This is a genomic window from Mucilaginibacter sp. P5_A6 (assembly GCF_056400585.1).
Window position 1 is genome coordinate 15,937 of record NZ_JBFUKZ010000030.1, and the last position, 22,705, is coordinate 38,641.

A 22,705-nucleotide genomic window follows, 5' to 3' on the forward strand; every position below is an offset into this window, starting at 1 on the left:
ATATATTTTATCAGTTTATTTTAATGAAATATTTGCACCAAATACAATTGTGCGGGTTACAGGATAGTTATTGGTCCAGTCGGCGGTAAATGCTGACTGATTAGCATTAGAGTTTGATGTTCCCCTGGTATAAAAAGTTTGTTCAGGATCCCAGCCTATCCATTTGGTAAAAGTGTGCAGATTGCGGCCGCTTACATAAAATGTTAAACTACTTATGTGCGCTTTATCCAATAATTTTTGCGGAACTACATAGCTAAAGGTTACATCCTTAATACGGGTATAACTGGCATCGCGCGGATATCCATAACCACGGGTATTGGTATATGACAATGCCTGGAAAGAATTATTGCCATTAGTTGGAGTCCAGTAACCAATTTCTGATGGTGTATTCCTTCTGCCAGACTCATCGGCATAATTTAAATCGGCATTATTTTTAAGCATCCCCTGCGCGGTTTGTATAAATACACTCAGGTTAAACTGTCTGTAATGAAAAGTATTTGTAATACCGCCTGTCCATTTGGGTGTGGTTTGCCCTTGTACAACCCTATCGCCATCGGCAGTAATTTTACCATCGCCATTAATATCGGCAAATTTTAAATCACCAGGCTTAGCTCCCGGATCCTGTTTTGAAGCATCTTCGCCGGTTTGCCAAACGCCTGTCATTTTGTAATCGTAAATTACGCCAATGGGTTTACCAATAAACCAACGGTTGCCCAGGTCGCTTTTCCCATCGCCATACAGGTCAACAATTTTATTACGGGTAATCGCATATACTATATTTGATTCCCAACGGAAGTTTTTACCATCAATATTATGTGTATTAAGCGTAACCTCAATTCCTTTATTGGCTACTTTACCAATATTATCCCATACCGATGAATAACCGGTAATGAGCGGAAGACTTCTTTTTAATAATAAGCCCGAAGTATTTGTCTTATATGCATCAACAGAACCATTGATGCGGCTATTGAAAAGAGAGAAATCGGCTCCGATATTGGTACCCACAGTGGTTTCCCAGTGCAGGTTTACATTACCAAGGTTACTTGCCTGTAAACCAACGGTACTTACGCCGTTAAAAGGAGATCTGACCGTACCATCTGTTGTAATTGTTTGATAAACACTTATAGCTTCATTACCGGTTTTACCGTAGGATGCCCTAAGCTTTAAATTGTTTACGATTTTTGAGTTTTTAAGAAAATTTTCTTCGCTAATGTTCCAGCCTAAAGCTGCGGATGGGAACCATCCATATTTAGTTGTATTAGCTCCGAAAACTGATGAACCATCCCGACGTGCAGTGAATGTAAATAAGTACCGGCCATTATAGGAATAGTTTATACGCCCCATTTGAGAGTTTAACGCGTATCTGTCTGAGTAAGATGTTGAAGTCTGCGTTGCCCCGGCACCTAAGTTGTTAAACGAAAGCTCATCATTAACAAACCCCGTTGCAGCGGCTGTCGCCGTAAAATACCTGCGGCGTTGCGCGCTGTATAATCCGGTAAAATCAAAATGGTGCAAGCCAATATCTTTGTTGTAGTATAACAGGTTTTCGATAGTATAGGCACTTGTTTCGGAACTTGCAGCACTGGCAGATCCTAAAGGTGTATTTGCCAATCGGCCGCTATAACTATCTACACGGGTTGGTAAATAAGTGTAGCCTGCGTTAACCCGGTATTTTAATCCTTTTAACACACCGCCGAATTTTATTTCGGCATAGCCATTACCATTCAGGTTAACGCTCCGGTTAACTTGATCGGTAGTTAAACCTAATAGCGGGTTAGTATATAACAACTCCGGCTTCATTGGGTAAATAGTATAAGTGCCATCGGCATTATATTCATTGCCATAAGGGCTCATGGCTGTAGCAAATAACAAATTTGCCCGGCCTCCGTCATAATTATTATTAGCGAAATAGGATGACATCCCCACCGTTAAATAATTAGTAACATTAATATCAAGGTTTGAGCGGATGCTTACCCGATTATACTGGTATCCTTTTACTACACCTTTTTGTTTAAGATAATCGCCCGATATATAATATTTAACGTCAGGACTACCGCCAGATACGCTAAGGTTATGATCCTGCATTACACCCTGCTGCGTTACTTCTTTAATCCAGTCAATTGTTTTACCGGCCTGGTAATTTGGCAGCTCGAAGCTGTTAGGCACCGGGCTTGTTTGGGGTTGCCCGGTTTGTGACATATAATCGGCATATTTTTGTATATAAGATGCCGGATCACGTGGCTCAAGGATATGTGCCAGATTTTCAACACCTGCATAACCGCTATAACGAATAACCGGTTTACCGCCATTGCCCCTTTTTGTGGTGATCAATATAACGCCATTTGATCCGTTGGTTCCGTAAATGGCTACCGCTGATGCATCTTTTAATATTTCCATCGATGCTATATCATTGGGGTTGATATCATTAAGAGAACCCCCGGTTTTACTTAGCGGAATACCATCAACAACAACATAAGGACCTGTACCGGCATTTATAGAGTTTTGCCCCCTTACAATTGATGATGGCTGGCTACCTGGTACAGATGATGACGTTGAAATGGTAACACCTGCTACTGCGCCTTCCAAAGCCTGTAAAACGTTGGTTACCGGTAACTCCGATAAACGGGCTTTAGGCACCGAAGCTACAGAACCGGTGATATCAGATCGTTTTTGAGTACCGTAACCAACCACAACAACTTCATTTAACTGTTTATTTTCCTGTTGTAATTGAACATTAATGTTTTTTTGCCCGTTAACCGCTACTTCGCGGCTGGTGTAACCTATAAATGAAAATATCAAAGTACCATTATAGTCGGGAACATTAATTGTATAAGCTCCCTGTGAATCTGTACTTACAGCTGTATTGGTTCCCTTTAATTTTACTACCACGCCGGGCAGTCCCTGCCCCGTTTCATCAGTAACTTTACCACTAATGGCAACTGCCTGCACCTCCCCAACACCGGGTTTAATTTCCGCTGTGGTTATTGATGATTCGTTGGTGGTTTTGCTTAGCACAATGCGATCATTAACAACATCGTAGCTAATATCGTAAGGCTTTAAAAGTTCGGTTAACAGGTCTTTAAGTTTTTCCTGGTGTGCATCTATATTTATTTTTTTTGAGCTTTCAATTATATCCTGGAAATAAACAAATCTCACATTAGCCTTTTTTTCCAGTTTTTTCAAAAAACTGCCCAAATCCATATTGCTGGCAGAGATATCTACCTGCTGTGATAATATACCCTGAGCATGGCCGGGCTTAGCCAGGGAAACCCCTGTAAACACAATTGCTATTAAGAGCTGACTACATGTTATTTTCATGATTCTACACCAGTCGATGGAGGTTTGTAAATTAATATTCATACATTAGAATGTTTTATTTGGTTAAAAAATGAGACAATAAACCCCTTACACCTTAGTAAAGGTGTTCTTTTCCGAGATCATGGGGGATTTAAAAGAAAGGGTGTCGCAAGCACTCTTTCTTTCCTTTAGCATGGAGAGTTTGTTTTTATTTTTTCATACAGCGCGAAATTTAAGTTTAATAATAATTGGTTAATTAGTGTATTCCTTCTGCAACGTAAACTTCTCCCCATCCGTTACATAGGTTAGCTTTAACAGCTTTTTTAACATCTCCATAATGTCGGGCAAACTTTGATCATTAAAATCTGCCTGTAATATATAGTTGTTTAAAGTTTTATCCTGCAGCACTATCTCTACATTAAATTGTTTGTTAAGAGCCTGTATCACATCATGCAGCGACGTTTTTTCAAAAGAAAGGTCGGCCTTCTGCCAAATATTTAAAGACGAAAGTTCGGCTACCCGGCCTACTTTTAAATCATGGTTTATTTTTCCATAAACCACCTTTTGCCGGGGTAATAACATCACATTGTTATTTAAACCGGCTTTAGTTGCAAATAAACTCTCCCGTTTCCCTCCGGCAGCAATTTCAACAGATACCTTGCCCGTAACCACAGCCACCTCTGCTGTAGCCGCATTTTTGCTATCATGCACCCTAAAACTGGTACCCCATACCCTTGTAGTGATATGATCGCTGTAAATCACAAACGGATGTGCCTTATCTTTAGTTACTTCAAAAAATGATTCTCCTGATAACTTAATTTCCCTTAAATTTTTGCTGAATACTTTATGATAGCTTATGTGTGCCCCCGGGCTAAGCCAGGCAATGCTTTTATCGGGTAATACTTGTTTATAAATAGTATGTGTACGGTTGGTAATGCTTACTTCCTCGTTCAGCACATAGCTGGCTGATTGATGCTGTTTTTGATTATTTAAAAAACCGGGGACTTTTATGAATAGTAATATTGTAGCTGCCGCTCCCAAAACATAACCAATGTATTTTATGATTTTTAACGTTCCTGTTTTGCCGTTTTGAGCAGGGCTAATGCCAGATTCAATATTGGCCAGCATTCTTAACCTTAATTCATGCCGCTGGTGAATATTTAGCTGGTCATATGGATCGGCTTTGATTTCAAAAGAATTATACCAATTAAGCACAATATGCTCCTCTTCGGGTGAACAGGCCCCACTGAGGTATTTCTGTATTAATTCGGGTGAAATAGGTTCCATTTAATTGGATTAATGGGTTTAAAATTAGTGGTTATACAGATATGACAGTTGTCGATGCCCCAGCCCCCTACTTGCTATAAAATATTTATAGAAAAAAGATATTTAAGCGTATGCCGACATCATTGTAGTTGGTGTTTGCCGTACGCGGGAAATGATAAAACTCAACAGGCAGTTGGTGGGATAAATAAACAGGCGATTATTTAATTAAAAAAAACAAAAGCGGCCAGAGATAGCAGCATATAATGAAGGCTGACACGTAGATATTTTAAGGCCCTTGTGATATGATTTTCGACGGTTTTTTCGGAAATCCCTAATTCGTGGGCAATTTGCTTATTGCTTTTATACTGCTTGCGGCTAAGCTCGAATACCGAGCGGCATTTATCTGGAAGCGAACCCAGGTTTATATCCACCTGGTGGTTTAAATCGTTAGCTATGAGTATTTCCTCGGTAGAGTTATCATAATCGGTATTTTCAAGAATAAGCGATTCATAAGCTTTTTTCCTGACAGCCTCTTTTTGAATTTGATTCAATACCAGGTTACGGATTGACGTGAACAGATATCCGCTTAGGGAAGAATTTATTTTAATGGTAGCCCTGTTTCTCCACAAATTGATAAAAAGGTCCTGTACTATTTCTTCCGCAATTTCAGCTGACGAACAACGTTTGCAGGCAGCAGCATACAACTGAGCATGATAACGATTGTATATTTCAATAAATACAACAGTATCATTTGTTGTGTTTAATTGAAGCCAGATATCTTCATCAGTCATCGCTACCGGGTTTTCCATTTGCTAAAAACAAGTGTTTTTTTTGATACAAACATTCCGTCAAAAAACCGGGATGAATCTTCGTCCAAATCGGTCATTGCTCATAATTGGTTTGAATTACAAAATTTAGTGTTGGCAGCACTAATGTATAAATAAAAACTAAAAAGTGTAAAAACCACAGTTATTTTTTGCGATTTATTTTGAACAGTAATGAAGGCTCCCGGAAAAGAGGCTATTTTAATTTAACTTTTAAAGATGAAAGAATAATCTTGGCAATGTATCAAAGGGTTGCGGTTATACCATGCTACTGAGTTTTAATTTTAACTGGTTTTATTCGCTCAAATACATTCACCGGTATTATATTTCCTTTTGTATCAAACCTCATTGGCGAAATACATGTTTCGCGGTTGTAGCCATTTCCATCCGGAATGGCAAAACGGTGATAGGCAATGTACCATTCGTCTTTGCCTGGCACCTGCACTACCGAATGATGGCCTGCACCCTTCACACCCCCTTTTCCTTTCAGGATGGCTTGCCCTTCGGCCTTCACAAAAGGCCCCAATGGTGATTTACTTGTAGCATAAGCAATAGAATAACGGGGATCCCGCGTATCGTACTCCGACCACATCAAATAATAAGTACCTTGCCGTTTAATCATAAAAGGGCCCTCATTATACCCTTCGGGACGAATGGTAGTAACCTTATCAGCATCAAATGAAATCATATCATCATGAAGCTTTACCATATGGCAATTCCCCTGCCCCCAATACAGGTAAGCGCTCCCGTCATCATCCACAAAAACCATTGGATCAATCATCTGGCCTTTAAAAGCGGCCTTCGCTACCAATGGCTTGTTCAGCGGATCTCTGAAAGGACCTTCAGGGCGATCTGAGACTGCTACTCCAATATTGGTATCTGCAGAGTAATAAAAATAGTACTTCCCGTTTTTATAAGCAATTGCCGGAGCCCAGGCCCGCTCACTGGCCCATTGAAGATCTTTTTTCAGATTAAGGATTGTTCCTTCATTTTTCCAGTGCACCATATCAGCAGATGACCAGCAGGTAAAATAATCAGACATCCACCCTTCTGTTCCGTCGGTAGTAGGGTAAATATAAAAGCGGTTGTTAAAAACGGCAATATCTGGGTCGGCATATTTCCCCGGTAAAACAGGCCCCGGCGCCTTTGTAGTATCCATATCTTTTACCTGCCCTGCAGACGAATGATGCAAGAATAACAGCATGAAGGAAATAGCAATAAGTTGTTTCATTTTATATTAAGTAATGATTGATTAAATAGTTGTGCGGCTGATTAAACCGCACAACTCATTTTATAACTTTTGATGAACCGTCGATCTCCCTTGTTTTTGTTCTGATTACGGTTAGTGAATAATGAGGGATTTAAATTAAACCTTACCGGGTTTGTACCTGTAGTACGTTAACAGAGTATGCATCAAAAACCCGCGTAAATGTTTTACCTATCCCCTTGATCTTTTTACTTACAGGCACTATTTTTTCCGGTTCGGTTATGCTATTGGTATCTTCAGGACTATTTCCCTTTAATACTATAAGCGTTCCGTTTCCGGATACTTTTCCGGCGCCTTTCATATCAATTGTAACAGACTGGGCTTTACCCGATGCATTTACTACCTTAAGATACACAGACCCGGTTTTGCTATCTTTAGTAGCAACATAAAATAATGCCGGTATAGCTGCATTTTTATCTTTTGCCGATTTATTGGTTTGCGTAGGGATATTCTCTCCGCTTACCTGAACAACTTTATTGCCCAGGTAATTACTGAACATTTTTTGCGCATAATATGATGGTGAGCCAAAACTTGCGATAGCATCATAACCTATCAAATCAGACTTCCACTGCATAGCTCCCGGACTAACATTTACAAAAAGCGGCGCATAGCATGACATAACTACATGATCGGAGTTGCGTTCCATGCCGGTCATCCAGGCCGCGTCTCCTAATGCTGCATTCATGTTAGTAGTTGGACTTCCCTCGCGGGTTGCCCATTCACCAACAAATATCCTTGGGCCGCTACGGTCATAATTATCATAATGAGCTGCATCTTGCTCCATCTCCCATGCGTTACGGTAATAATGCTCATCAATCACCTCTGGTTTGCGGCTTTTAATTTCAAATCTTGCACCAAGGGGATCCCTTCCGCCTATTGTCGAAATGATCTGTAATTGCGGATACTTTGTTTTTATTGCATCATAGAACTGGGTAAAACGACCATCATAGCTTCCCGATTTGTCAAAACCATCCTCATTGCCCACTTCAATATATGTAAGCTTAAATGGTTCGGGATGCCCATCCTGCGCACGCTTTGCCCCCCATTTGGTGTTAATATCTCCAGTTACATATTCAATCTCTTCTAAAGCATCGTCAACAAATGGCTTTAAAAACGGACCGGCATCAATATGGTCGCCTTTAAGCGTATAGCCGGCATAAACTGCAAGTAAGGGTTCCATTTTCAAATCTTCGCACCATTCTAAAAACTCCAGCAAACCCATCCCATCAGATGAACGGTAACTCCAGCAACCGGCATGCCCCGGGCGTTCCTCAAGCTTCCCTAATGTATTTTTCCATGGAAAACGGGTAGAAAACCAGTCGCCCTCCAGGTAATTACCTCCCGGGAAACGCAGAAATGTAGGTTTCATATCTGCCATCAATTGCATAATATCGGTCCTGTTGCCATTAGGGCGATTATTAAAGGTAGGTGGAAATAATGAAACCAGGTTAAACCAGTAGGTGCCAGTATGGCTGGCAGAGATCACAAAACGGGCTTGTAAGGTTGGTTTAATATTATTACCGGTACTTAATTGTACCTCATACTTTTTCCATTCGCCTTTACTTAATGTAACAGGCGCCGAAGCATAGGTTACAGTACCATCATTATTTTTAATGCTTACAGTTAAAGGTCCGGCAGCCTCGTCTGTAGCTTTGGCATAAAACGAAGCTTTATAGGTGGTTTGCGGTTTTACCGGTATTCCCCAGTAACCTTCGTTAGCTATACCAACCCGTCCGCCATCTTTGGTCACATCAAGCTTTAAACAGGTACTTAGTGAAGCGTTAATGGCTTGCTTTTCATCCAGCTGAATATTTCCTTTTCCGCCCCCGTATTCCACTACTGCCCAATTATCAGGCGCTTTAGGATTGTCTTTAAAAACCCGGTTCCTTACCAGCTCTGCATACAGCCCGCCATCATAGGAGTGGTTGATCTCCTCTGTCATTAATCCATATAATTTTGAACTTACATCTACCCCATCTTTGCCCAGATCCAATGTTAATTTAACAGTTTGCGCATTCAGGCGCGCTGCAATAAAAAAGCACGATAGTGCAATGGAGATAAAAGTTACTTTTTTCATTTATCAATAGGTTGTTTTAGCACGCTAAAGAAATAGCGTTATTAAGTTTATTTTGGTTTGCCCCGACCTCTACCGGGGTTGATTTATTTTATAAATGTATAAAGAACAATTATATTTTCAGACAAAAAATTTGCATTTTTTTGTTCCTGAAAAAAAATGTGCCAAAAACAACCCGTTTAAACCTCGTATGATTACATAATGAAACAAATGACTCTTTATGCCCCATGTTAATTTCCAATAAACATAAGTGTTAAAATAACAATAATATTATATTATAAAGTAAAGCCAGGTTTTCTTCTTGCAAGGTTTTATTTGCTGCAGTTGGAGGCTATATTGAGGGTGATAGCACGGTTGTTTTAGTTATAAATGCAAGCTTGTTAAAAGTAAAATTTTAGCCTTAAACCATCGGATTATGTATTTTTTTAATTAAAGTAAGTATATTCGATGTGTGAAACGTTCCGCACTCATCATATTAACGGCCATTTACCTTTTATCCTGTGTGGGTATTGGGGTTAACCGTTTTTACTGCTGCGGTAAGCTGGCTTCGGTTACCTTTATCTATGGTGCAGCTGATAAGCAGGATCAAAAATCGTTAAGAAGCGAGAACTGCTGTAAAAACGAAAAACAATCTTTCAAGATCAAGGATACGCATGTAAGTGCCGATTCTTTTGTTTTTAATGAGCTATCACCTGTAATTCTTCCATTTCTCAATTCATGGAATCCGGCAGTTATTGTTAACGATCATAATCAAAATACCAGTTATCAAAGCAATGCCCCTCCGGGTAGCAGCGATATACCTATTTATACCCGCAACTGTACTTACAGGATCTGACTTGTACCTTTTCTCTTTAGCCTTTACAATCTGTAGTCTGGCTAATCTTTAGATTGAAAATCCATCATCTTAATTTATAATCAACCCGCAGGGCTTATAACGTCTTGTGCCATTTATCCATTTTTAATTTTTTATAATCATGAAAAAAGTAATGCTGATGGCTATGGCCATTTTGTTTTCGGCTGCAACCGTATTTGCATCCCACTCAACTACAGCCGTTTCCGACACCACTAAAGCCAAAAAGGTTAAGCCTGTTAAAGTACAATACACCTGCACCATGCACCCAGAGGTATTGAGCGATAAACCCGGAAAATGCCCTAAATGCGGTATGGCTTTAGTAAAAAAGGAAACTGCTAAAAAGAAAGCTGCATCAATGAAAATGTAATTCATTTAATCCCGGTGCATGAGCACCGGGATTATCAAAACCATTAAGATGATTAATCAACTTATTACCCTGTCTTTAAAAAACAGGTATATTGTTTTGCTTATCGCGATTATGCTTTTTTGCTGGGGAGCCTACGCGGTTAAGGAAAACCCCATTGATGCCATCCCCGATCTTTCGGATAACCAGGTGATCGTATTCACCGAGTGGCAGGGCCGCAGCCCGCAGATCATGGAAGACCAGGTAACTTACCCGTTGGTGAGTAATTTACAGGGCATTCCAAAAGTAAAAGCTATACGCGCTACCTCCATGTTCGGGATGAGCTTTGTTTATATTGTTTTTGAGGATAAGGCCGATGTGTATTGGGTGCGAAGCCGGGTACTGGAACGGCTTAACTATGCTCAGCGTTTATTACCCAAAGGTATTACACCAACATTAGGGCCAGACGGAACCGGGGTGGGCCATATTTTGTGGTACACACTGGATGCAAAAGGGATTGACCTTGGCGAACAGAGGGCCTTGCAGGACTGGTATATTAAACTGGGGCTGCAAACAGTATCCGGCGTTAGTGAAGTGGCCTCATTCGGCGGCTTTCAAAAGCAATACCAGATCAATATAGACCCGCATAAACTCAACTATTACAATATTCCCTTATCGCAGGTACTTAAAGCGGTAAAAAGCAATAACAATGATGTGGGAGGCCGAAAGTTTGAAATGAATGGCACAGGTTATATCGTTCGCGGCCTGGGTTATATCAAGTCGTTACCCGATGTGGAGAATATTTCCGTCGGCGTTATTAAAACTGTTGCGGTGAGGGTAAAAGATATTGCCACCGTTCAAATGGGCGGCGATGAACGCTTAGGAATCTTTGACCAAAATGGTGAAGGCGAAGCCGTTGGCGGGATTGTGGTGATGCGGTATGGAGAAAATGCCGACAAGGTGATTCATGCGGTTAAGGATAAAATGAACGACATCCAAAAAGGCTTACCACCTGGTGTAAAATTCAGGATCGCCTATGACCGTAGCGAACTGATAGAAAATGCCATTGGCTCCGTTAAGCGTACGCTGATTGAGGAAATGATCACGGTATCCATTATTGTTATCCTGTTCCTGTTTAGCTGGCGAAGCGCCCTGAGTATTATTATACAGATACCTATTACCATAGCAGCCAGCTTTATACTGCTTAACGCTTTTGGCATATCATCTAATATCATGTCATTAACGGGCATCGCTTTAGCCATTGGGGTGATAGTAGATAACGGTATTGTGATGGTTGAAAACTCGCACCGGAATTTATCCATTGCACAAGAAAAAGAAAGATCATGACCGCAACAGAACGAATTAAAATCATAGAAGCATCCTGCAAACAAGTTGGCCGGGGCGTGTTCTTTTCTACGCTGATTATCGTTGCATCATTCCTGCCGGTATTTTTACTGGAAGGACAGGAAGGTAAACTGTTTGGCCCTCTGGCCTGGACTAAAACATTCATCCTCGCTATTGATGCAATCCTGGCGGTTACACTGGCGCCTGTGCTGATCTCCTTTTTTCTGAAAGGTAAATTAAGAACAGACGAGCATAACCCACTGAACCGTACACTGGAAAAGCTATACAGCCCAATACTGCACTGGTGCATTACCTGGCGCAAAACCACCATAGGCATTAACGTAATTGCATTACTCGTTAGCGTACCACTATTATTGAGTTTAGGCAGCGAATTTATGCCACCGCTTGACGAAGGTACAATCCTGTTTATGCCGGTTACCTTACCGGATATTTCCAATTCCGAAGCGAAGCAGCTTTTACAGGTACAGGACAGGATCATTAAAAGCATCCCCGAAGTTAAGAATGTGTTGGGTAAAGCCGGACGTGCCAATACAGCTACCGATAATTCGCCCATCAGCATGGTGGAAACTATTATCCTGTTAAAACCTGCCAGCGAATGGCGCAAGGGAATTAAAAAGGAAGATATCGTTAATGAGTTGAATGCCAAGCTACAGATACCCGGCGTAGTGAACGGCTGGACACAGCCAATCATCAATCGCATCAATATGCTTTCAACGGGTATACGTACCGATGTTGGATTGAAGGTATACGGGCAAAACCTGGATACTATTTATGCCTTATCCAACCAAATGAAACAGGCTCTGTTGGGTATCAACGGGGTAAAAGATCTGTATGTTGACCCCATTACAGGCGGCAAATACCTGGACATACAGGCGAATAAAGATGCCATTGGCAGGTATGGGTTAAGTGTAGATGATGTAAACCAGGTGGTAGAAAGCGCCCTGGGCGGCATGAACCTTACCCCAACCATTGAAGGGCGCAGGCGTTTCAGCGTAAACCTGCGTTTGGCGCAGGATTACAGGAGCAATTTAGACGAGATTAAACGTACACTGGTACAAACACCATCTTACGGTCCGGTGCCATTATCCTCTGTTGCCGATATCAGGATTAGCGATGGCCCGGCAATGATCCAGTCTGAAAATGCTTTATTACGCGGCACTGTATTGTTCAATGTTCGCGACCGGGACTTAGGAAGTACCGTGCAGGAAGCACAGAACAGATTAAACACGATGGTTAAATCACTGCCGAAGGGCTATTTTATTGAATGGAGCGGTCAGTATGAAAACCTGATCCGCGCGGAACATACGCTGAAATTAATTTTACCGGTGGTGTTCATTATCATATTCGCCTGCCTGTACTTTGCATTTCATTCTATCCGCGAAGCATTTTTTAGCCTTATCAGTATTCCGTTTGCGCTTATAGGCGGTGCTTACATGGTTTATTTTTTTGGCGTGCATTTATCAGTCGCTGTAGCCGTGGGCTTTATTGCCCTGTTCGGTATTGCTGTGGAAACCGGGATAGTTATGGTGATTTATTTGAACGATGCCATGCAGCAACTGGTTGCCTTAAAAGGCAATTCAAAAGAAACTATTACCAGGGAAGACCTGCGGGTTTATGTAATGAACGGCGCGGTTAAGCGCTTAAGGCCTAAACTCATGACCGTTTGTGTAGCCCTGTTTGGTTTGGTGCCTGTGCTTTGGGCAACCGGAACCGGCAGCGATGTGATGCTGCCAATTGTACTGCCGATGATTGGCGGTGTATTAACCTCTTCCACACATATTTTACTGGTTACCCCGCTAATCTTTTTGATGGTAAAGGAATACGAATTAAAGAAATATGGCAGGCTGGAAGTATTGGAGGTAAAGGAATAATATCATGAAAACGAAATATCAAATTATATATACCCTGCTGATTTGCCTTAGCTGCATAACAGTACAGGCGCAACGATTACCGCTGGATAGTGTCCTGGCACAAATTGCCGTTAACCCGGCTTTGCAGGCATATGATGCTAAGATCAGCTCTCAGGATGCTTATGCAACCGGGGCCAAAAGCCTGGATGCACCAAAGATTAGCGCGGGGCAATACCAGACGCCTTACCAGGCAAATCCAAACATGGGCTCTTTTATGATAAGTGGCGAGCAAACGTTCACCAACCCGGCCAAGCTCCGGGCCAAGGAGGATTATATGAAAGGAATATCGAAGGTAACGGCCGAGGAAAAAAATTGCCTGAAAAACCAGCTCGTTGCTCAGGCAAAGCAATATTATTACGAACGGGTGGTACTGGAAAAGAAACTGGCATTATTGCAGCATACGCAAAGCCTTTTTGAATATATGCTCAAGGATGCCAATATCCGGCTAACATATGGTAAAGAAAAGCTGAGTAATATTTACAAAGCCAAAGCAGACTTGTATGAACTGGATAACACCCGCGAACAGCTGAATAATGAGATCAGCCAAAAGAATATCATATTGAATACCCTGATGAACAGGGATAAACAAACTGTATTTATGGTGGATACTAATATTGTGTTGAAAGATTATGAATCGGCTATTACTGATACAGCTGCCCTTACAACAAACCGCAGTGATATTAAAGAGATAAGCCGAAACATTGAATTGCAGCAATTAAATGCCAAAATGGAATACAGCAAGCGTAAACCCGACTTTGGCATCCAGGCGGCACACATGCTCAGTTACGGCGGATATGCCAATCAATATGTTTTAATGGGCTCTGTTACCCTACCCATTGTCCCCTGGGCCTCTAAAGAATACAAGGCCAATCTAAAAGGTATCCGTTACGAAGTGGAGGAACTACAACAGAAAAGATCAGCCATACTCAACCAGGCACAAGGGCAATTAGCCGGTTTGAGAACAGATATGAGCAGTAAAAAAAGGCAGCTGAAAAACTATCAGCAAAACATTATTCCGGCGCTGCAAAATGCTTACAAAACAGCATTGCTTGCTTATGATCAAAATACAGGTGATCTGCCATCTGTACTCAACGGCATTAAAGAATTACAAATGGCAAGGATGTCGGCCTTAGATCGTTTACAGGAATTTTTAACCTTACAGGTAGCTTATGAAAGGGAATATGAAAAGTATTAAGCTAATATTGACAAGCCTACTGTTGAGCACTATGTTGCTCGCTGCTTGTTCTGATAAAAAAAAGCCTGCTATTATAACACAATCTTCGGGCGATGTAAAATACACCTGCCCTATGCACCCGCAGGTAATAGAAGATCATCCGGGCAGCTGCCCAATCTGTAGCATGACCCTGGTAAAAAAATCCGCCCAGGCCAGTGAGGGGGCGGGTATCAGCCTTAATACGGTTTTACAGCCGGTTAACAGCAATGTAATTTCTTCGGCCCGGGCAATTACACCCCGGCAAAAAGAAGTGACTACAGACATTTACGGTGATGGCTACCTGGATTTTGATACCCGGACATTTAATAACATCGCATCCCGCTTTTCGGGACGTATAGAAAAACTATACATCAAATATGCGTTCCAGGAAATACATGCCGGTCAGCACATTTTTGATATTTATAGTCCCGATATGGTAACCGCTCAACAGGAACTGATCTATCTTACAAAAAATTCAGTCCGGGAAACGGAGTTGATCAATGCGGCCCGGCAAAAACTATTGCTGCTGGGTATGACACAAGTACAGGTAAACCAGGTAATTAAAACAGGAAAAGCGTTTTACAGCTTCCCGGTTTATAGCCCTTATGAGGGGCATGTACATGATGTAGCGCACAGTCAAATGGCCGGAGTATCGGATACAAAACCACCGTCTGATTTTGCTAATAATTTGCCATTATCTACCAGGGAAGGCATGTATGTTGAAAAAGGACAAACCTTATTTAACGTAGTTAACCCGCACAGTTTATGGGCTGTTATAAAAATTGACAGGACGACTGTTTCCGGGTTAAAATTGAACCAGCGGGTGAAGATCAGTTTACCGGATATTCCGGGCAAAATGATCAATGGTAAAGTCAATTTTATTGAACCTGTTTTACAGGCTGGTGATAAAACCATCAGCATCCGGGTGTATATCAACAATATGGCCCATGCTTTAAAAGTAAACAGCCTGGTTAAGGCCACCGTACAAACCGGCACGAGCCACGGATTATGGATCCCCAGATCGGCATTGACTGATTTAGGCCTCACAAAAGTCGTCTGGCTAAAAAAAGGTCCCTCCTACCAGGCTCGCCAGGTTTTAACAGGTGCTGTAAACAACAATGATATACAAATTATAAAAGGCTTATCCGTAACAGACAGCCTTGCATCAAATGCCCAATATTTAACAGACAGTGAAAGTTTCATCAAAACACAAGGCAATGATTAATATAAAAAAACACTCTTCTGTATTAAAATCGGCCCGCATTCTATGTTATATAATTCTAATGGCTGTGCTATTTAGCGCCTGCGGGCAAAAAAACAAACCGCAAGTGGTTAAAACATCAAATAAAGCTTATTATACCTGTTCTATGCACCCGCAGGTACATGAGCAGCATGCGGGTAACTGCCCTATCTGTGGTATGAAACTGATTAAAGTGGAACTTACCGGTACCGGCAATAATACAGCTAACAAAATAACATTAACCGCAAGGCAAATCCAGCTGGCCGGTATTGCAACGGATACGGTAAAAGAACAAAATACCGGTAGCGAAAAAACAATCACCGGAACAGTAACTACGGATGAAAATAATGCAGCAGAACTTAGCGCACGGATAGCAGGCCGGATACAACAATTATATATCAGAACTGTTGGCGAAAAAATAGCCGTCGGTCAGCCCGTATATGCTATTTACAGCGAGGACTTACAGGAAGCTGAAAAGGAGTACCTGCTGGCCAGGCAACAGCAAAAGGTATTGCACAATCCGGATGTAGATTACAGGCAATTGATTGCCGCCGCAGAAAACAAGCTGCAATTATGGGGGCTGTCAAAAAGCCAGATCAATAGCCTGGCAACATCCGGCAAAGTATCAGCCACAACAACTATATTGAGCAGGATAGGCGGAACCGTTAGTGACATAGCTGTACATGAGGGCGATTATGTAACAGAAGGAATGACCATTTTGAAAACACAGGCATTAAACAATTTATGGGTACAGGCCCAGATCTATGCCGGCGAAACCGGAAACTATAAGCAAAACGACCAGGTAAGTATTGCCTTTCCTGATTTGGGGGGCCAGGTGATTAGCGGTAAGGTTGAATTTATCAACCCTGAACTATCGGATGCCTCGAAAGTTGATTTGGTGAGAATTAGCATTTCCAATGCACAGGGATTGATCCGGCCCGGCATGCTTGCCTATATTTCTGTCGCAAATGGGGATAACCGTTTATTGGCTGTACCTGCATCGGCTGTTTTATCAAATGGCAAAGGCAGCAAAGTTTGGGTTAAAAATACGGATGGTAGCTTTTCGCCAAGAGCTATTAAATCAGGCTCCGGAAACCAAAGCTATGTACCTGTTCTTTCGGGGTTAAATGCCGGGGAGGTGGTGGTAACTAATGGCGCCTACCTGTTAAACAGCGAAGCTATCTTTAAAAATGGCAATGAACAAATGGAAGAAATAAAAATGTAATTGCCAACAGTGCAAATAGTGTTGTTGAAAACAATAAAATTGATTATCAGGTTACAATAATTAACATGATGGCAAAAAAAATAATGCTTAATTCCGTAATTACGTGTCCGAATTGCGGCTATCAAAAAGAAGAGGAAATGCCGGTCAATGCGTGTCAGTATTTTTATACCTGTGAGCAATGTGAAGCTTATTTGAAACCTCGCCAGGGAGATTGTTGTGTTTTCTGTAGCTACGGATCGGTTAAATGCCCGCCTGTTCAGCTGGGAAATTCGTGTTGCGGCTAACCCACGGTAACTACCTCACCTCGTTAATCATATATTCGGTAAAAGATAATCCCTGTAGCCAATAACTATTTTTTATAGATATAAATATGATTATTGTGTTATTGCTCTTTCACACAATATCTTTGAGTCAAAATACCAGCTTGTAAATCATGAAATGGATAACCCGTGAACACCCTAAAATTGACCGCATCGCCTGCCCCTGGCTGATTAAACGGTTCATTGATGCAGAAGCGGAAATTGTCTATGTTCCCTTTGACCAGGTGATTATAAAGGCGAAGGAATTAAATGCTGTGCCGTTTGATCTGCCTGGTGTAGAATACAGCCATTACGAAGATCATTGCACTTTTGATTATTTTCTTAAAAAACATCAACTTAAAGATGTGGCTTTAGACCGGATGGCGGCAATCATCCGGGGGGCAGATACAGACCGGCACGATTTTGCACCACAGGCGGCAGGTTTATCGGCAATATTTATGGGTTTGTCCAAAAACATCACCGACGACTATGAACTATTGGAATTGGGCATGAAAGTGTATGACGGGCTTTACACCTGGGCCAAATATCTGCACCAACAAAAACATACACAGGCGCCGGTAGAAGGGCTTTTACTGGAGGTGTATCATAAGTACCTGAAAGAGGGGCATTCAAAAAAAGCACCCGAATGGACCAGGGAATTAAAAGAAATGATACAGGACCAGTTAGATACCAATTTAACGCTAAGCCTGCAACAGGCATCCGATGAACTGGAGATTAACCCCGCTTACTTATCAAGGGAGTTTTCAAAATACTTTGAGAACCTGTCTTTTGGGGAATATATCCGCAAAATGCGTATCGAAAAAGCGATGCACCTGATGGAGACTACCCAATATTCCCTAACAGAGATTGCTTACCTTACCGGCTTTTCCGACCAAAGCCATTTTACACGGATCTTTAAAAAACAGACAGGGCAATTACCTACCGTCTACAAAAAAAACATCCTGAAAAGTAAAACGGATACCAATAGTTAAATCCATACTATTCTCAGCACGAATGTTTAGTTAATATTGCATAAGCATCGCAATATCAACATGGAAACAGAGAAATTCAGCCGCCGGCAGGCCCTGCAGGCTTCAGCCGTATTAGGAACAGCCTTGCTGTTACCTGTTAATAAACTACTAGCTATTCCAATTGCCCAGGGCAAAACACCTGCCTTAACGGCCGAAGAAATGGCCGCCATTGACAGCGCTTTAGGCAAAAAGGGCAGTTACAAAGAAGCAGAAGCTGTTTACACAACCCCATTACCCAGGAACGACCTGAAAATGAAAATTAAGGGAGAACCGGTGCCCATTCCTTTTGGTTTTGGCGGTTGGGTATCATTCAAAAAAACGGTTGATGGTAAATCGGCCATGGTGATGAGTGATACGGTATTACAAATGGAAGAAGTCAATCCTTTGATCTCTGCTGCCCATGCAAATGGGCTGGAGATAGCTGCCATCCATAATCACTTCTTTTACGAGGAACCACGGATATTTTATATGCACATTCATGGTGTAGGTACAGTAGCTGAGCTGGCCAAAAAATATGCGGATACGATCAGGGACAGCAAACTTTTCCCCACTAATCAACCGGCTCCGTCCGCACCGTCTGCGGTTACCGGGAAAGAAAACTTTGATTTGCCTGCCCTGGACGCCATTGTAAAATATAAAGGTACAGTGAACGGCCCTACCTATAAATACACGGTTGGCAGAAGCGATCTGAAAGTAATAGCTATGGGCGTTGAAATGACCACCAATATCGGCCTGAACAGTTGGGCGTCTTTTGCCGGCAAACAGGATGATGCCCATATTGCAGGTGACATAGCTATGCTGCAAAGTGAAGTGAATGGCGTTATTAAAACCTTACGGGCGCATAACCTGGAAGTTGTGGCGGTGCACAACCATATGCTGGGTGATGATCCGCATATGATTTTCCTGCATTATTATGGCCGTGGCAATGCCGCGACTTTGGCACACGGTTTCCGGGCGGCATTGGATGTGCTGGGCCAAAAAGCCGATAAAATGGGTGGTATGAAAATGTAAACCAAACTGTTAAACTTTTAGCTTATGAAATGGATCACCCGTGAACGGCCGAAAATTGACCGTATTGCCTGTCCCTGGCTGATAAAAAACTTTGTTGACCCCAGGGCTGAATTTATTTTTGTGCCTAAAGAGGATGTGTTTGAAAAAGCAAAACTTTTAAATGCGATACCCTATGACATTGCGGGGGCAGAATATACGCACGAAGGTGAACGCTGCACATTTGATTATATCATCAAAAAACACAACCTAACCGATCCGGCTATCTTACAGATCGCGGAGATTGTAAGGGGTGCAGACACAGATAGGTTTAACCTGGCGCAGCAGGCAGCTGGTCTTTGGGCCATATCTGCAGGGTTATCTTATAACTTCAAAGATGACCATGAACAACTGGCCATCGGATTAATTATTTATGATGCCCTGTATAGCTGGGCCAAATATGTACAGGAAGAAAAACACACATGGAAGAACAATTAAACAAATACAAACCTGCCTATTCTTTGCTGGATATTACTAAATATTACCTGAAACTTGGCACCTGGGGTTTTGGCGGCCCAGTAGCTTTAGTTGGCTATATGCACCGCGACCTGGTTGAAAACAAAGGATGGCTAACTGAAGAAGAATATAAGGAAGGATTGGCACTGGCGCAGCTGGCCCCTGGCCCATTAGCTGCTCAGTTGGGTATTTATATTGGGTTTGTGCATTACGGGTTTATTGGCGCAACATTAACCGGGCTGGCTTTTGTATTGCCCTCTTTTATCATGGTGGTTTTATTAGGTATGGCTTACCAGCTTTTCGGTGGCTTAGCCTGGATGCAGGCGGTATTTTATGGAGTAGGCGCTGCAGTTATCGGTATTATTGCGATGAGCGCTTATAAGCTTACTGTAAAATCCATCAGCAAGCTGGAGATAACAGCCATAAAATCCAAATGGTTATTATGGCTGTTTTATATTGCGGGGATTGTTATAACAGTTATTACTGAAAGAGAAGAAATAATACTATTCCTGGCCTGTGGTATTTTGTATATGCTGATCAAAGCTCCACCGCAATGGATCAAAAAACCTGCGGTATTACCCACCGGAATTTTAATCAGTACCGGCTTTTGGAAATATGAGGGCAAAACATTGCAGGAGATTGCCTGGTTCTTTGCCAAAGCCGGGGCCTTTGTATTCGGCAGCGGGCTTGCTATCGTGCCTTTTTTGCATGGCGGGGTAGTTAAAGAATTTGGCTGGTTAACAGAGCATCAATTTGTGGATGCTGTGGCTGTAGCAATGATCACACCGGGGCCTGTCGTAATTACAGTAGGATTCATAGGATATTTAGTCGCCGGTTTTCCGGGTGCTGCCGTAGCTGCTTTAGCCACTTTCCTGCCGTGTTATTTATTCACCGTAGCGCTGGCACCCTCATTTAAAAAAATCGCCAAAAATGCCAGCATTAAAGCTTTTGTAGACGGAATAACCGCATCAGTTATCGGGGCATTGGTTGGCTCTGTTATTATAATTGGATTACGTTCTATTGTGGATGCCCCTACTGCATTGATTGCAATAGCCGCGGTATTGGCCTTACTATATGTTAAAAAAATGCAAGAACCCTATATCATCGGCATCGCAGCGATAATTGGCGTATTGATTAAAACCTTATAACTATTGTATGACAGATATATTCTGAATCTGCGCCGATGGTCACCATAAAAACAATATTACTCTGAATGGAGATGCCAGCAAATGTTTCAATTAAACTAAAGCCTGATTACTAATCCCGTAACCGTACTGCCTGCGCGTAAGCCCCGGCAGCAAGTATAGATGGCTTATCGGCTTTTGAAAGATCACCGCCATCTATCTTGATATTATGGCTTTCCTTACCTTCTACCTGTAACACATTTGCCACGGGAGTTAGCACACGCAGGGCACTTATTAAAACATCACGTGTGTTAATGAAACGCAATAACGATTCGGCATCTTTTTGTCCCTGTGCGCTTAAGCCGTTCACGGCAACGTCTTCTACGTTATCCAGGATCAAAGCCGGTCGCATATCCGGGCTGGCCATTGTTAACCGGATATTGTGAAGCGTTAATCCACGCACATTGCGCGCATATATTCCGTAGGCCGGCGGAATACCGATCTGGTAATATTCTCCCGCAATTTTTGGAACATCCCTTACCGCTGCGTGCTCAACTGTGCCACCACCCGGAAAAGTAATATGTACATCATTAAAGGAAATGTTCTCTAAAAATCCCTTATCCACACCATTCAGTACAACGCATGAAAATATCTCACCCGGGTTATACTTGCTCGCGAACTCCGCATCGCGAAGCGGAACTGGTTTTACTACTGTGGCGTGAATATTATTAAAAGAAATGTTCCGGATAATTCCGGGAGTAGCAATTTCTTTGTTCTCGCTTGATGACCGCACATTACCCAGGCCTATAGAAATGGGTCCTGTTACATCCTTCATCACCAGGTTTGAAAATGAAATGTTTTCAAACCTTGATCCGGGCGAGCAACGCATTTTTATAGGGCATCCATAGGTTTCATAAATAAGACAATTAGAAACGGTGATATTTTCGGCCTCGCCGCCTCCAAAACGGAACACCGACCATCGGGTGCTAAAGGAGCAATCGGATATGGTTACAAACTTACAACTGCCAAATAAAGCGCAGGCATCATCCTGGCATTGTACATCGCAGTTACTAACATGCACATAGGTACTGCCAATAAAATGAAAGCCATCGTTATTATGCACCACCTTACCGCGAATATATAACCCTTCGAGTTTTACATAAGAGCAAAGACAAACCCGCACCGAATGATAAGCACTGTTAATGAGCGAAATATCACGAACAGTTAGGTTTTTACATTGATAAAAAAGTAAATGGTATGGGCGATGATTACCTGTAATCCCAGCCGGAGGTAACACGCCCTTGGTATCACTGCGAAATTGCGCGCCCTGCCCGTCAATAATACCATTGCCTTCAATTGTAATATTATCGGCATTGACAGCAAATATCAGCCCCACATTCCCATCGTTCATTGTCCACCCGCTGTCAAGTGGAATAACGTCACTGGCGTGGTACTGTTTGCCATCGGCGCTGCCTAACAGTTTCCCTTGTGCAACTATGTGCAGTGTAACATTACTTTTTAACTCAATGGTTCCAATAACAAATACACCCGCGGGTACCAAAACCGTACCACCATGGTCTTTATTACAGGTATCAATTGCCAATTGCACAGCTGCTGTATCCAGTGTTTTTCCGTCGCCTTTTGCTCCAAAATCACGGATGTTGTAAATGCGTGCACCTGTATCGTTGCCTGTTTTTTCTATCGAATTTGATCGCTCAGAACCAAACGCATTTGATGTAAAAGCCATTAAGCCTGTACCTATAGATACCTTACCCATTGCTCCCAGCCAATTGCGACGGGATACTGTTTTATCATCCGGATTTATCATCAGTTACTCAATTTTAGTTTGTTAAAATAACCCATTGCGACGG

18 protein-coding genes are annotated in these 22,705 nt (G+C 42.1%); 12 read left to right on the top strand and 6 right to left on the bottom strand.

All coding sequences use genetic code 11. The features are described from left to right. Positions 1-15 precede the first annotated feature (15 nt). The 5 genes from AC1DO4_RS24740 to AC1DO4_RS24760 all read right to left on the bottom strand — a co-directional run bounded on the left by AC1DO4_RS24740 (position 16) and on the right by AC1DO4_RS24760 (position 8,731). On the bottom strand, positions 16-3,360 hold the full coding sequence (locus AC1DO4_RS24740; protein ID WP_477420287.1) for a SusC/RagA family TonB-linked outer membrane protein: 3,345 nt from the start codon (positions 3,358-3,360) through the stop codon (positions 16-18). A gap of 189 nt (positions 3,361-3,549) precedes the next feature. Next, positions 3,550-4,584, bottom strand: coding sequence for a FecR family protein (locus tag AC1DO4_RS24745; protein ID WP_477420289.1), 1,035 nt, complete (start codon positions 4,582-4,584; stop codon positions 3,550-3,552). A gap of 200 nt (positions 4,585-4,784) precedes the next feature. Next, entirely contained in the window at positions 4,785-5,372 is a 588-nt protein-coding gene (locus tag AC1DO4_RS24750; protein ID WP_477420291.1) for an RNA polymerase sigma-70 factor, read from the bottom strand. A gap of 283 nt (positions 5,373-5,655) precedes the next feature. After that, positions 5,656-6,618 carry a family 43 glycosylhydrolase gene (locus AC1DO4_RS24755; protein WP_477420293.1) on the bottom strand — a complete coding sequence of 321 codons (963 nt, stop codon included), beginning with the start codon at positions 6,616-6,618 and terminating at the stop codon, positions 5,656-5,658. A 142-nt stretch (positions 6,619-6,760) separates the two neighbouring features. Continuing rightward, positions 6,761-8,731, bottom strand: coding sequence for an alpha-L-arabinofuranosidase C-terminal domain-containing protein (locus tag AC1DO4_RS24760; RefSeq protein WP_477420295.1), 1,971 nt, complete (start codon positions 8,729-8,731; stop codon positions 6,761-6,763). Between the two features lie 448 nt (positions 8,732-9,179). On the opposite strand from AC1DO4_RS24760, the gene AC1DO4_RS24765 reads away from it, so the two are divergent. The 12 genes from AC1DO4_RS24765 (at position 9,180) to AC1DO4_RS24820 (ending at position 20,858) form a co-directional block, all read left to right on the top strand. After that, positions 9,180-9,563 (top strand): HYC_CC_PP family protein, encoded by a 384-nt coding sequence (locus AC1DO4_RS24765; RefSeq protein ID WP_477420297.1) that lies wholly within the window; start codon positions 9,180-9,182, stop codon positions 9,561-9,563. A 139-nt stretch (positions 9,564-9,702) separates the two neighbouring features. Then, positions 9,703-9,948: a heavy metal-binding domain-containing protein gene (locus AC1DO4_RS24770; RefSeq protein ID WP_477420299.1), complete on the top strand. Its 246-nt coding sequence runs from the start codon at positions 9,703-9,705 to the stop codon at positions 9,946-9,948. A gap of 48 nt (positions 9,949-9,996) precedes the next feature. Beyond that, a complete protein-coding gene (locus AC1DO4_RS24775; RefSeq protein ID WP_477420301.1) occupies positions 9,997-11,271 on the top strand; it encodes an efflux RND transporter permease subunit in 1,275 nt (424 codons plus the stop codon). Then, complete coding sequence (locus AC1DO4_RS24780) at positions 11,268-13,160, top strand: efflux RND transporter permease subunit (protein WP_477420303.1); 1,893 nt, start codon at positions 11,268-11,270, stop codon at positions 13,158-13,160. Before AC1DO4_RS24775 ends, AC1DO4_RS24780 begins: the two co-directional genes overlap by 4 nt. A gap of 4 nt (positions 13,161-13,164) precedes the next feature. Continuing rightward, complete coding sequence (locus tag AC1DO4_RS24785) at positions 13,165-14,394, top strand: TolC family protein (RefSeq protein ID WP_477420305.1); 1,230 nt, start codon at positions 13,165-13,167, stop codon at positions 14,392-14,394. Between the two features lie 31 nt (positions 14,395-14,425). Continuing rightward, a complete protein-coding gene (locus tag AC1DO4_RS24790; protein WP_477420307.1) occupies positions 14,426-15,637 on the top strand; it encodes a heavy metal-binding domain-containing protein in 1,212 nt (403 codons plus the stop codon). A 58-nt stretch (positions 15,638-15,695) separates the two neighbouring features. Then, on the top strand, positions 15,696-16,877 hold the full coding sequence (locus AC1DO4_RS24795) for an efflux RND transporter periplasmic adaptor subunit (RefSeq protein WP_477420309.1): 1,182 nt from the start codon (positions 15,696-15,698) through the stop codon (positions 16,875-16,877). A gap of 83 nt (positions 16,878-16,960) precedes the next feature. Beyond that, complete coding sequence (locus AC1DO4_RS24800; protein ID WP_477420365.1) at positions 16,961-17,161, top strand: GDCCVxC domain-containing (seleno)protein; 201 nt, start codon at positions 16,961-16,963, stop codon at positions 17,159-17,161. Between the two features lie 149 nt (positions 17,162-17,310). Continuing rightward, positions 17,311-18,168: a chromate resistance protein ChrB domain-containing protein gene (locus AC1DO4_RS24805; protein WP_477420311.1), complete on the top strand. Its 858-nt coding sequence runs from the start codon at positions 17,311-17,313 to the stop codon at positions 18,166-18,168. A 60-nt stretch (positions 18,169-18,228) separates the two neighbouring features. Beyond that, entirely contained in the window at positions 18,229-19,218 is a 990-nt protein-coding gene (locus AC1DO4_RS24810) for a DUF1259 domain-containing protein (protein ID WP_477420313.1), read from the top strand. 24 nt (positions 19,219-19,242) lie between these two features. Next, positions 19,243-19,692: a chromate resistance protein ChrB domain-containing protein gene (locus tag AC1DO4_RS24815; RefSeq protein WP_477420315.1), complete on the top strand. Its 450-nt coding sequence runs from the start codon at positions 19,243-19,245 to the stop codon at positions 19,690-19,692. Beyond that, positions 19,677-20,858 carry a chromate transporter gene (locus tag AC1DO4_RS24820; RefSeq protein ID WP_477420317.1) on the top strand — a complete coding sequence of 394 codons (1,182 nt, stop codon included), beginning with the start codon at positions 19,677-19,679 and terminating at the stop codon, positions 20,856-20,858. The genes AC1DO4_RS24815 and AC1DO4_RS24820 overlap by 16 nt, the downstream gene beginning before the upstream one ends. Positions 20,859-20,967: 109 nt before the next feature. Here AC1DO4_RS24820 and AC1DO4_RS24825 read toward each other — a convergent pair whose 3' ends face one another. Next, on the bottom strand, positions 20,968-22,662 hold the full coding sequence (locus AC1DO4_RS24825; protein ID WP_477420319.1) for a glycoside hydrolase family 28 protein: 1,695 nt from the start codon (positions 22,660-22,662) through the stop codon (positions 20,968-20,970). Positions 22,663-22,705: the final 43 nt, after the last annotated feature.